The sequence below is a fragment of the Clostridium sp. L2-50 genome (assembly GCF_000154245.1).
Lineage (GTDB): Bacteria > Bacillota > Clostridia > Lachnospirales > Lachnospiraceae > Coprococcus.
The window spans coordinates 115,229-129,127 of sequence record NZ_DS480318.1; the positions used below are offsets into that span (position 1 = coordinate 115,229).

A 13,899-nucleotide genomic window follows, 5' to 3' on the forward strand; every position below is an offset into this window, starting at 1 on the left:
AGGAATGCAGTGAGTCAAAACATATCGTAGGTATTGCGATTTGGATGCCGGAATTATTACACAAAAAACAGAACCTCAAAGGTTCTGTTTTTTTTGACGGTTTTGATTATATATGTGCAGCCTTACATATGTAATCAATTATAAAAATATATATGAGTCAGATTAAGCCATCTTGTTGACAGCAGCTGTAAGACGTGATACTTTACGAGAAGCATTGTTCTTGTGGTAAACGCCCTTTGAAGCAGCCTTGTCGATCTCTGAGATAGCAACCAGAAGATTTGCCTGAGCAGCTTCTTTGTCACCAGCAGCGATAGCAGCTTCTACCTTTTTGATAACTGTCTTAACCTTAGACTTGATCATCTTGTTTCTTAAAGTCTTCTTGTCAATTACTTCAATTCTTTTCTTTGCAGATTTGATGTTAGCCAAAATTCTCTACCTCCATTTGAATTATAGATTATAATAAGGTTTTTACATTAAAACCGGACACGGACAATTCAATGTAAACATACTCATCAATATTAGTATAGAGAGATTTATTTGTCAAGGGGCGAAGTGAAAATATTTCCATTTCTGAAAAATAAGATCGGATCTTATTCCTATCAATTTTATTTCTATCTTATTTCATCCTATTTCTGGTACTTGTTGGCTTGTATGGAAAGGGAGGACATGGTATACTGTCTCTATTAATGCGTTATATATTATTACATACCAGGAGGTAAGAAAATGTTTGGATTTGATGAAATTACAAAAGTGGATCCGGAAGTTGCGGCGGCAATGACGGATGAACTGAACAGACAGAATAACAATCTGGAGCTGATCGCATCAGAGAATATCGTATCAAAGGCAGTTATGGCAGCTATGGGAAGCCATCTGACAAACAAATATGCGGAAGGTTATCCCGGAAAAAGATATTATGGTGGATGCCAGTATGTAGACGTAGTGGAAGATCTTGCCAGAGAGCGTGCAAAAAAAATTATTTGGATGTGAATATGTAAATGTTCAGCCACATTCCGGAGCACAGGCGAATATGGCAGTATTTTTCGCTATTTTAAATCCCGGCGATACGTTTATGGGAATGAATCTGGATCACGGCGGACATCTGACACATGGTTCACCTGTAAATATGTCCGGTAAATATTTTCATTGCGTACCTTATGGTGTAAATGATGATGGATTTATAGATTATGACAAGGTTCTTGAGATCGCAAAGGAATGCAAGCCAAAGCTGATCGTAGCAGGTGCATCAGCATATGCAAGAGCAATCGATTTCAAGAGATTCCGTGAGATCGCAGATGAGGTTGGTGCATATCTGATGGTAGATATGGCACATATCGCAGGTCTTGTAGCAGCAGGACTTCATATGAGCCCGATTCCATATGCACATGTTACAACAACTACTACACATAAGACACTTCGCGGACCTAGAGGTGGTATGATCATGTGCAGCAACGAGATCAATGAGAAATTCAACTTCAATAAGGCAGTATTCCCTGGTATCCAGGGTGGACCTCTGATGCATGTCATCGCAGGTAAGGCAGTATGTTTAAAGGAAGCATTACAGCCGGAATATAAGGAGTATCAGGCACAGGTTGTAAAGAATGCAGCAGCACTCGCCTCTGCATTAATGGCAAGAGGCTTCAATATCGTATCAGGCGGAACAGATAACCACCTTATGCTGGTAGATCTTCAGAATCTGGGCCGTACCGGTAAAGAAGTGGAGAAGCTTTTGGATGAGGTTCATATCACTGTAAATAAGAACACAGTACCAAATGATCCAAAATCTCCGTTTGTAACAAGCGGTATCCGTATCGGAACACCTGCAGTTACAACCAGAGGGGCAAATGAAGCCGATATGGAGACAATTGCTGAGGCGATCAAGGCAGCAGTGATTGATGATGATAAGGCAAGAGCAGAAGCCCTTGTTAAGAGTATTGTAGAGAAATATCCACTGTATGCATAAGGTTGTTATATGGAAGATTTATTTGACGAGAAGCTGTTAGAAGCGATCCGGCTTGCAGAAGCATTGCAGGATGGACAGTCAGAAGAAAAAGAGTCAGAAGGAAAAAAGACAGAAGTAAAACAGGATACCGAAAGCAGCGGTCCGGTCAGCCGGCAGGAAGAGCAGGCGGCTGACCTGGCTCCTCAGACGGGTGAAGAAGCTGTTGATCTGTTGATCAAAGAGATCGTACAGGAAGCGCAGGATGAGATTGCAGCGGAAGGAATCCTAACCGAAGATATAAAAAAGAATTTTTTTCAAAAGAAAGCGGAAAATCAGAACGAAACTTCGGTCAGAGAAAAAACTCAGAATCAAAAAAGAGATATTGAGAAAAGTACAGATGAGGATCTGTATGTACGTGCGCGGGAACATAAGCGAATGGGGCCGAAAAAGCTGCGTGATCCGTGGAGCCTGAAGAAGAAAATAATTGTTGGCACATTTGTGGCGATCCTTGTTCTGGTCGGAATACCGACAGCTATTCTGGCTTGGATGATAAATCAGGGAAAGAAACAGCTGGCAGCAAATGCAGCATCGGAGATCATTAGTTTTCATGAGGATGGTTCGCATTCTACTGCGGTAACCTATAATGGAAAAAATTATGTATATAATAAAGACATTATATCGATCCTTGTATTTGGCGTAGATAACAGTGAGTATCAGGCACCAAAAGAGGATTCTTCCGGTGACCTGAATCTGTATGGGGAAGAGACAACGGAAGAAACCGATACCAGAGACAGGGATGATGAATTGACATATTCCGATGCAAATGGATCGGAATATGTACGATATGGTGGAAGGGTTGATATGTGTTTCCTGTTTGTATTTAATAAAAAGACAGGAAAACTGGATGTGATCGATATTAACCGGGACAGCATGACGGATGTCGATATCTGTACAACGAAGGGCGAGGTCGCGCTGACTGATACGATGCAGGTGGGGCTTGCCTATGGATATGCAGATGACGGGACGATAAGCTGTCAGAATTTCACAAAGACGATTTCAGAGATGCTCTACGATCTTCCGATCCATGGTTATATCGCACTTGATATGGAAGGGATTGCGGATATCAATGACGCGGTAAAAGGTGTTACCTTATATGCCAAAGATACGGTGAGTGAAAATGTATTTGCCAAGGATACAGTGACGCTTGAAGATGAGGATGCATATAAGTATGTAGAGAAGATGGCGACCAGAGTGGAGACTCTTGGGGAACATGCAAACCGGATGGCAAGACAGGAACAGTATCTTACTTTATGGATTGAGCGTTTCCTGCAGCTTTATGGAGATAGCAGGAAAGAAGCAAAGCTTGTATATGAAGCGGCAAAACCATATATGCAGACAAATCTGGATCGAAATGATATCCTGTATTTATATTACCGGATGCATGGTATTGATCTGAATGTGGCGGAGTCGGATGTGATAGATCTTCCGGGTAGATACGAGAGAAATACATATTTTGATGAATATAAATTGGATCAGGAAGCGTTGGTTGATTTATTGATCCGGGTATTTTATACAGAAAAAGAATAATTTGTAAAAATGTTCCAAATGCGGATTGAAGCAAGATCAGAAAAATGGTAAAATTGACCTAGATTTTGCGGGTTTTCCGTATTTGGAATTTTTATTTTACAGGGCGGTCTGCTCCGCAGACAAACGAAGACATGGAGGGTTGCATAATATGAAAAAATGTGTAAAATTCGTAACGGCGTGGCTGCTAACCATTGTAATGGTAGCAGTGACAGTATTCCAGTGGGGAGGACTGGCGGCAGGTGCCGGAGGAACCGTACAGGCGGCAGACCTGATCGATCTGAGTGATGAAGACACGAATAACGTAAAAATTAATCTGACAAATAGCACAGGGAACTTCCGGTATACAGGTTCTCCGATTGAACCGGAATTTTCTGTTACCGTGAATGGACAGACGATCAGCCCGAATTGTTATACGGTTGAATATAAGGATAATGTAGAGCTTCGAAAGGGAACAGAATCAGCTGAGATCTGGATCTATGGTATTGAGAGTCGGGGATATACAGGTTCTCAGTATGCATATTTTCATATTATAGAGGGCAATATTTCAAAAGCTGACATTGCTTTTAAAGGTGATGCATATTATAACAGTACAGGATCGATCCTGTATGTGCCATATGTAAAACCGGGAGTAATGAATCCACTTATTGATAAAGTATCCTATGGAGGAAAAAAGTTAACTGAAAATAAGGATTATACATTGACAAAGGGAAACGCATTAAAAGGAGTTGGAGGAAGTGGCAATCTTGTTATTACAGGAAAATCAGGCTCTAACTGGTCATCGGCTTCTTCTTACAGTAAGAAAATACCTTGGCAGGTAGTAAAGACAGATATTGCGTCCGAGAATATCACCATGGAATATACAAATTGTACCTATGATGGAACAGCAAAGGCACCAAAGATTACAATAGAGGATTCCAGATTCAGAACATATTATCCAACAGCAACAGTTGATGGAACATTGGAAGAGGGTACAGATTATACAGTTACATATGGCGATGCAGCTCATGATAATATACAGCCGGGAACCGTGAAAGTAGTGATCACAGGAAAAGGTAATTATTCTGGTTCGGTTGAGAAAGAATTTACGATCAGTGATGCCGGAAAGAATCAGGATATTTCCCAGGCGGATATCAAAGTATCGGATGCAACTTATACCGGTGCAGCGGTGACTCCGGATGTAAAAGTTGTCTATGCCGGTACGACATTGAAAAAGGATAAGGATTATACGGTTCAATATCGAAATAACATAAATGTTGGTACAATGACTGCAACTGCAGTTATCAGTGGAATGGGTGATTATACAGGCTCGGTAGAAAAGAACTTTACGATCAATAAAAAGGATTTGAGTGATCCGACCATTAAGGTTACAGCAAGTGATGTGACATATGCATATGGTTCTAATGTTTCATCACCTGTAATTACTGTTACAGATACAGCATCGGGAAAAGAATTAACTGGTGGAACATATGGTACAGATTATACGATCAGTTATCCTACACGTCCTACAGAAGTTGGAGACAATTATTCATTTACGATCACAGCAAAGGCAGATTCTAATTATACAGGAACTGCAACAGGTACATATCGGGTGCTGCCACTTGATGTGTCACAGTCCGTACAGGTGACACTGGCACAAACGGAATATGAGTATAATGGTGAGGCGTTTAAGCCTGCTGTAACAGCTGTAGTTGTAAATGGAATAACCTTGGAAACCGGAAAAGATTATGCAGTAGATTATAAGGATAATATAGATGCTGGTGATAAGGCTAAAGTTATTGTTACATTTAAAGGAAATTATACAGGAAGTGTGACATCATACTTTACGATCACATCACCACTTCCAAATGTTAAAGATGCGTCTCTTGCAATAGAGGATCAGACATATACAGGAAAACAGATCACTCCGGATGTAAGTACGATAACGATAGCAGGTCAGACCTTTACAAAGGATAAGGATTATACCGTTACTTACGGGGAGAACAAGAATGTTGGTTATGGTCAGATCACATTGACAGGAAATAAACAGACCTGTGCAGGAACCCGTTTGATTGAGTTCAAGATCAATGCAGCGAATATTAATCGGGTTTGTACCGTGAAAGGTCTGGTATCCGGTCAGAAATTCGCATATACCGGTTCGGCGATCATACCAAAGATATCTGTAATTTACGGAAACATTACTCTGGTTGAGAATGAAGATTATACGATCCAGTATAGTTCATCGAATCCGGTAAAAGCGGGATCGTACGTTGTGGTGATCACTGGTAAAGGTAATTATACAGATCATATAGACCTGTTGTATATGATCACTTCCGTTTCTATTGATAGTGCAACCGTTAAATATGCAGAATATGATAATATCTATAATGAATCTGCAAAAAAGCCTAAGGTTACAAGCATTGTAACGGAAGATGGAACAACAATAACTGATCTGAATGCTTTTGATGTTACATATACAAATAATGTAGATGCAGGAACAGCTACGATTACAGTAAAACCAAAGAGTACAAATAGTAATTATACAGGAACTGCAAGTACAACCTTTACGATCAAGAAAGCAACCCTTTCAAATGACACCTGTACGATCAATACTGTTTCGGATCAGACATTTACCGAAAACGAGATCAAGCCGGAACCGACACTGACAATTGCCGGAAGAACCCTTGTAAAAGGAACTGACTATACGGCAGATTATACAGATAACATAAATGTCGGAACAGCGACGATCCGGTTTACAGGAACAGGCAACTATACAGGTAATGCAGTAAAGACATTTAATATCGTAAGTAAGAGTATTGCAGGAGCCAAGGTAACAGTTCCGTCACAGACATATACCGGTTCAGCACTTGCACCGTCAGCTGATCGGATATCTGTTGTATTAGATGGCAAGACGCTGGATTCAAAGTATTATACAGTTAAGTATACAAATAATACGAAGGCGGGAACAGCTACAGCAACTGTAACAGGTAAAAACGGATATAGCGATTCGGCATCAGGAGATTTCACGATCGAGAAAGCAACGATTGATAGTTGTACCGCTGAATATTCCGGAAAAATGATGTGGAATAACGGACAGGCAATTACGCCGGAGATCACTTTGAAACTCGGCAATTACACCCTTGTAAAAGGAACCGATTACACAGTTATTTATAAAAACAATCAGAATGAAACCGCAAATGCTGAGATTAATGTAACAGGTACAGGCAATTTCACAGGAACTAAGACCTATTACTTCGAGATCACAAGAAACAGAACAGATATTAATGACAGTTCCATTAAGGTTAATGCATCAGATCTGGAATATGATGGTGGAAAGGAAGTAACACCGGTTATAACAGTGACACAGAACGGAAAGCTTCTGGCAGAAGGAGAATCTTATGATGTAGCTGTGACAAATAAGACCAATGGATATGAAGTCGGTTCAGTAATTACTGTGAAGCTCACCGGTAAAGATGCATTTGCAGGAACAAGAGAAGCGACATTCAAGATCACGGCAATTGACCTTACAGGAGCAGTAGCAGAACTGGAGAAGGATACATTTGAGTATACAGGGGATGCGATCATTCCGGTTGTGAAGATGATCACGACAAAGTCAGGGAAGAAGATTACAGATCTGTCTGAACTGAGGGTACAGCCTTCTAATAATACGGCGGCAGGTACAGCAACGGCAACGATCACAGGTAAGACGAATCATTATACCGGAAGCATATCAAAGTCTTTTGAGATCCGGAGAAAGTCAATTACGGCAGCAGATATTATTTGTAAAGTAGCAGATGCAACCTATACAGGATCTCAGATACGGCCGAAGACATCAGATGAAATTAAGGTAACCAGAAATGGTAAGGAACTTAGTTTATGGACTGATTATAAGATCACATCCTATGGAGAAAATATCAATGTAGGTAAAGGTAAAGGTAAAGGATTTGTAGTTATTGAAGGTGTAAATAATTACACCGGTCAGAAGACTGTATACTTTACGATCAATCCGCAGAGTATAACCGGAGCAACAGTAAATGTTAATCGTTCTTATACCTATAATGGAAAGGCATGGGAGCCGCAGGCATCTGATCTTACAGTCAGCGTAAATAGCAGACAGTTAAGTTCAGGTGACTACACGATCACACGCTATGATGATAATACAAATGCAGGTACAGCCACAGTTACAGTTGCAGGTGTTGATAACTACACCGGGACAATGACAGGCAATTTCACGATTGCGGCTAAGAACTTACAGGATAGCAGCATTGATGTGAGATGTGCCTCAAAGGTATCCTATGAGGATGGTAAGGAATGTAAGCCTCCAGTCAGAGTTTATGATGGAAGTAAAGAACTGACTGGAAATGATTATACTGTTACCTACGAGAACAATACAGCTGTAACAACGGAATATTCAAAGGCAAAAGCTATTGTCAAAGGTATGGGTAACTATACAGGTCAGTTTACCAAAGAGTTTGAGATCAGTAAGGACATTATTAATATTACCGGTGCCACAGTAACGGTAAATAAGACATTTGTATATAACGGAAGTGTACAGACACCGGAAAAAACGGATATCACTGTAAAATTAGCAGATGGAACGGTACTTGATAATACATCATATACAATTGTAGCAGTAAAGGATAATATAGGTGCAGGTACGGCTACGATAACTGTAGAAGGCTGTGGAGATTACTCAGGTACGGCATCAGGAACCTACATGATCGCACCAAAGAATATCACAGAATGTCAGGTCCATTATTCTTCAAGTGTTGATTATACCGGTGCAGAATGTAGACCGGGAGTAACTGTAATGGATGGAGAAGCTGTAGAACTTGCAAAGGATAAGGACTATACAGTTTCTTACAGCAATAATACAAATCCCGGAACAGCTACGATCACTATAAAAGGTCAGGGCAATTATACCGGAATCTATACCGGAAGCTTTACGATTGTAAAGAAGAATGATCCAACACCGGAGAAGATCAATCTGTCATCCGCTGTGATAACAGTTGCAGATCAGACCTATACCGGACAGGCATTGATACCAAGTATAACAGTAGTGTTAAATGGAGCGGTTCTTCCGGCATCAGCTTACACCGTAGCATATAGCAATAATATAAATGTTGGAACGGCAACTGTTACGGTTACAGGTCAGGGTAATTATGTTGGAAGCGCTTCGGCGACATTTGCGATCAAGGCAGCAGCAAAGCCTGTTACACCTACGGTAACAAAGCCGGGTAAGGTAAAAGGAATCAGTGTAAAGAGTGTAAAGACAACATCTGCAACCCTGAAATGGAAGAAGGTATCAGGCGCATCCGGTTATATGATTTACAGGAAGAATCCATCAACCGGAAAGTCGAAGCTTGTGAAGACTGTAAGTTCAAAAACAGTTTCTTATAAAGCAACAAAGCTGAAATCAGCAACCAAGTATACATACACGATCTATGCTTACAAATTGTCAGGCAAGACCAAGATCAAAGGTTCCGGCACAGCATACACATTTGTTACAAAGCCGGGTGCTGTTAAGAAGACAAAGGCAGTATCCAAGAAAGCAAAGACATGCGTAGTAAGCTGGAAAAAAACAAAGGGAGCCGATGGTTATGAAGTCTATATGGCTACGTCCAAGAAGGGCAAATATAAGAAGATCGGTCAGACAAAGAAATTAACACTTACCAAGAAGAAATTAAAGAAAGGTAAGACCTGTTATTTCAAAGTCAGAGCGTATAAGACATATAAGGGCAAGAAAACCTATGGTGCTTATACAAAGGTTATAAAAGCAAAAATCAAATAGATGAAAACTTTATAAAAAACTCCATCCATAGCGGATCATATTCAGAGAGAATAAGGGCTGCTGTGGATGGAGTTTTATTTATATATGATTATTCTATAGTTTATAATGCTTGCCGTTAGGCATACGGATGTTATTTACATAAGATGTTTATCATATAGGGAATTGCCAGATAATTGTCTGCCTGATCCTGTAAAAAGGAGGTGATATTCTTATAAGGAAAGATTTTTGTCTCACAATCATCAGGAGAGTTCTGTGTATTAGAGCAGACCGCCTGATTACCAGAGCCGAATGCGGCCTGATCTTCAGACACGATTGCCTCCGCGGTTCCGACATATGCCGATAAACTTGTTTTTATCATTCCGGCATCTTCGGGTATACATTCTTTGATATGTATATCTTCCGCCCGGTATGATACATGATCCGGGACAAATGGATGAAACTGTCTGTTCAGAACAGGATTGATCCGGTCATACTCGCCATAGAACCATTTGTCAGAGAAGAAGTCCGCAAGCGGGATTCGTGCCTCCTGCCCTTTGAGAAGCCTTACAAATAAGGGATGCCTGGTATCGACAGAGGGAGCACCGGATTCATCTTCAAAGACAAAAAAATGCTGCCAGAAATCCGTCACATAACTGGCATCCAGTTGTAAATGAGCAAGAATCCCCAGATCGATAGGAGAAAGCTCCTGATTCCCATACAGAGCATAAACCGCTGTCATGTCCGGATATTTCGTGATCTGATATTTCTGGTATAATGGACGAAAATGCGTTCGCTCTTTATCCGATGTGACATCGGGAAGGATGCATCCAAGCATGAATTCTTCTGTAAATGTCTTAGATATATTTATTTGTTTTTTTAAATTATTTAAAATCATTTCGCCTTCTACAAGGTGCATCAAAAATCCTGGCATTGTCTTGACCTTCTTTCTCAGATAATAATAGATAGTTTATAGTAGAGTGTCAAGCACGGAGAAATAAGCTGCACCATTCATTTCCGGTGTTGACGAAATATGGAAAAGGCTTTAAAGTAAACGACAGAAGTACATTTGTTTGAAAAGAGGTGCGGTATATGGGTACAAAGCTTTGCCCGATTTGTGACAGTTCGGTAAATAGTATTAATTTTTGCAAGACATGTAAGCGGTTTGTTACTCCAATCGAGAATAATCATACATTTTATCTGAATGAAAGACGAAGTGATGTAGATTATCAGCGAGATTATAATTTTGACGGAGATGTCTATGATTATAGTGCGGATAAGATGGAGGTAGAAGATATTGTATCTGACTGCCATGATGAATTTGAATTCGACAGGGATGAGCGAAAGGATTTTCATGACGGATTCGGATCTGATCATAATGAAGATTACAACCGGAAGGAGAAACAGAAAGCATATTCTGACATACAGAACGGACAGACTAAATCGACAGAGGGAGAATGGAAATCCTGGCAGAATCGTGCACCGGGAACTTCATATAATACAGGAAATAAGAAAAAGAAAGCATCTGCGCTTGCTATTATCGGTGTCATTATTGGTTTATGCTGCGAATTTTTACCGGTCATATTTGATCATATAAAGGATGATTCGTATGAGGCAGATACAGAAGAAGAGTATATAGAAGATGATACTTATATGGATCAGGATACGGAATGGGACAACGAAGACATAGATGATGCTTCACTTGTTGCTCCGGACGGCTATATGTATTATACTTCTCCCGGAGAAAAACAGGGAACAGAAGGTAATTATTACACGGCACTTTCAGCAGAAGAAGTGTCAGAGGATGGCGGGGAATGTACTCTGGTTGGTCATTATGATGGCACAGCCATGGCGGATTTTGAATCTGATATGCTTGCAGGCGCGCAGAATATGGGAATCGATCTGCAGGCGGATGAGTATGGCAGATATCTTGGACTCTATAAGTATGACGATGGAAATACCTGCTATGAGAAAAAAGATTCATTTTATGCAGATATGGGATTCCTTCGTGTTGCGGTCTATGGAGATTATAACTCTGACAGAATTCATTCATTGATGATTGCACAGAAGATTCAGGATGACAATGATTATTACCGTATGGATGATATATATACGATAATTGCAAATGCTCTTGATGAACCGGATCTGGAATCCGGAAGTGGTTATGATTCTATTATAGCAGGGCTCCATACTTTGCGTGATGCGACGGATACATCAGATGAAACGGGAAATAATTATACAGAAGTACATATTGGAGAATGGGAGATATCGGTTTCACGTCTGGGAGGCTATCTGTACGTTGATATGTATGTAGAGCAATAAAAAGGTTAAATCTTCATGAACAAAAATGCTATTATATTGCAAGCAAAAAAGAATATGTCTATAATGAATGCGAAATTATCAGAAATACATACAAAAGAAAGATACAGTATAAGAACTGTATAAAAGGAGGTTCCGATTGGACAATAATTTACCGGAAAACAGTAACAATAATAACAACAGCAATAATAACAATAATAATGGAAATAAAGGGAAAAACAACCGCTCGATCATTGTGATCCTGGTTATTTCCATTTTACTGACATTTTTATTCTGGCGCGTATTTGACCGGGTGTCATCCGGCAGAGAAGAGGAAGTCACATATGGTCAGTTTATCGAGATGTTGGATAAGGGCGAGGTTGGTTCTGTAAAGATCTACGGAAGCAAGATCGTATTTGAAAATAATGCTGATGATAAGCTGATCAGTAAGACCAAATATACAGCAACCAGAATATCGGATGACAGTCTGGCAGAGAAGCTTCGTCAGGCAAAGACCAAATATGGAACAGAATATGAAGGTGTAGATGAGAGTGGAAGTGCTATGGTTGGTACGATCATTTCTTATATCGTGATGATCGTTGCATTCTATCTGCTGTTGTCGATGATCATGAAACGAAGCGGCGGCGTAGGCAGAGCCAATGCGAAGATCTACGTTGAGAAGAAGACGGGCGTTACCTTTGCGGATGTAGCCGGTGAGGAAGAAGCAAAAGAGTCTCTGACAGAGATGGTTGATTTCCTTCACAATCCAAAGAAATATCTGGATATCGGTGCGAAGCTGCCGAAGGGTGCGCTGCTTGTCGGCCCTCCGGGAACCGGTAAGACCCTGCTTGCAAAAGCTGTGGCAGGTGAAGCAAATGTACCATTCTTCTCTATGTCCGGTTCCAGCTTTGTAGAGATGTATGTCGGTGTGGGTGCTTCCCGTGTCAGAGATCTGTTCAAACAGGCGACACAGATGGCACCATGTATTATATTTATCGATGAGATCGATGCGATCGGAAGAAGCAGAGATTCCAGACATGGCGGAGATTCCGAACGGGAGCAGACCTTGAATCAGCTTCTTGCGGAGATGGATGGCTTTGATACATCAAAGGGTATTGTAATTCTTGCAGCAACGAATCGCCCGGAGGTACTTGATAAGGCACTTCTTCGTCCGGGTCGATTTGACCGCAGAGTTATCGTAGAGAAGCCGGATCTGAAGGGAAGAATCGATACACTGAAGGTTCATTCCAAGAATGTCAAGATGGATGAAACCGTTGATCTTCATGAACTGGCACTTGCAACTTCAGGTGCAGTTGGTGCGGATCTTGCAAATATCATAAATGAGGGAGCACTGGCAGCCGTTCGTGATGGCAGAAGCCTGGTTTCTCAACAGGATCTGATCGGCGCGGTAGAGGTTGTATTTGCCGGCAAAGAGAAAAAGGATCGTCTGCTCAGTAAAGAAGAAAAACAGATCGTTGCTTATCATGAAGTCGGACATGCATTACTTGCTGCAATTCAGAAACACACTGAGCCAATCCAGAGGATTACAATCGTTCCAAGAACAATGGGATCTCTGGGTTATGTATGGCAGGTTCCGGAAGAAGAAAAATATCTGGGATCCAAGAAAGAGCTGGAAGCAGAGCTTATAACCCTGCTTGGCGGACGTGCAGCGGAAGAATTGAAATTCGACTCGGTGACAACAGGAGCATCAAATGATATCGAGAAGGCGACCAAGACAGCCAGAGCCATGATAACCATGTATGGTATGTCAGACAAATTCGGTATGGTGCAGCTTGAATCGATAGAAGGGCAGTATCTGGACAGAAATCTTGCCCTTCAGTGTTCGGATGAGACCGCTACCAAGATCGATAAAGAGATCCGTGATATGCTGCGAGATTCCTATAATAAAGCAAAAAGACTTTTGTCTGCTCATATGGCAGCCCTGGATTCCATCGCCAGCTTCCTTATAGAACATGAAACGATCACCGGCAAAGAATTCATGTCGATTCTTGCTCAGGTGGAACCACAGAGATAGGTGCAATACCGCACATGGACGGTTATATCACACAACTATTATTCCGCAAGACGCTTGCGCTCTATTTCCACGCAACGGTGCTAAGTTCTCCGCCTGTGGCGGTTCACTAAGAACCGGCGTGGAAAAAGGCTTGCTACATAACAGTGTGTAATATAACCATCCATGTGCGGTATTTTTGATATTCCCTAAAAAACATATACCACCGCATAGTTGCAATATGTTGTGGTAGTTTTAAAAATGCCGTTTTTGGCGTGGCATGTAATACACTGTTATGAAGCAAGCCTTTCCGAGCGTCGG

6 protein-coding genes and 1 pseudogene are annotated in these 13,899 nt (G+C 41.0%); 5 read left to right on the top strand and 2 right to left on the bottom strand.

Features of this window, described 5'->3' with window-relative positions; genetic code table 11:
* Positions 1-162 precede the first annotated feature (162 nt).
* Complete coding sequence (gene rpsT, locus CLOL250_RS05905) at positions 163-426, bottom strand: 30S ribosomal protein S20 (RefSeq protein ID WP_008401332.1); 264 nt, start codon at positions 424-426, stop codon at positions 163-165.
* 297 nt (positions 427-723) lie between these two features.
* On the opposite strand from rpsT, the pseudogene glyA reads away from it, so the two are divergent.
* The 3 genes and pseudogenes from glyA to CLOL250_RS05920 all read left to right on the top strand — a co-directional run bounded on the left by glyA (position 724) and on the right by CLOL250_RS05920 (position 9,293).
* Positions 724-1,960 (top strand): annotated as a pseudogene (gene glyA / locus CLOL250_RS05910) (serine hydroxymethyltransferase).
* 9 nt (positions 1,961-1,969) lie between these two features.
* Positions 1,970-3,526, top strand: coding sequence for an LCP family protein (locus tag CLOL250_RS05915; protein ID WP_008401337.1), 1,557 nt, complete (start codon positions 1,970-1,972; stop codon positions 3,524-3,526).
* Between the two features lie 148 nt (positions 3,527-3,674).
* Positions 3,675-9,293: a fibronectin type III domain-containing protein gene (locus CLOL250_RS05920; RefSeq protein ID WP_044945262.1), complete on the top strand. Its 5,619-nt coding sequence runs from the start codon at positions 3,675-3,677 to the stop codon at positions 9,291-9,293.
* A 130-nt stretch (positions 9,294-9,423) separates the two neighbouring features.
* On the opposite strand, the gene CLOL250_RS05925 is transcribed toward CLOL250_RS05920, so the two are convergent.
* A complete protein-coding gene (locus tag CLOL250_RS05925; protein ID WP_008401339.1) occupies positions 9,424-10,203 on the bottom strand; it encodes a hypothetical protein in 780 nt (259 codons plus the stop codon).
* A 158-nt stretch (positions 10,204-10,361) separates the two neighbouring features.
* On the opposite strand from CLOL250_RS05925, the gene CLOL250_RS05930 reads away from it, so the two are divergent.
* Both CLOL250_RS05930 and ftsH read left to right on the top strand, forming a co-directional pair.
* The gene (locus tag CLOL250_RS05930) at positions 10,362-11,591 is read left to right on the top strand and encodes a hypothetical protein (RefSeq protein ID WP_008401340.1); all 1,230 of its coding nucleotides are present in this window, start codon (positions 10,362-10,364) and stop codon (positions 11,589-11,591) included.
* 136 nt (positions 11,592-11,727) lie between these two features.
* Positions 11,728-13,602, top strand: a complete 1,875-nt coding sequence (ftsH, locus tag CLOL250_RS05935; protein WP_008401341.1) for an ATP-dependent zinc metalloprotease FtsH — start codon at positions 11,728-11,730, stop codon at positions 13,600-13,602.
* Positions 13,603-13,899 lie beyond the last annotated feature (297 nt).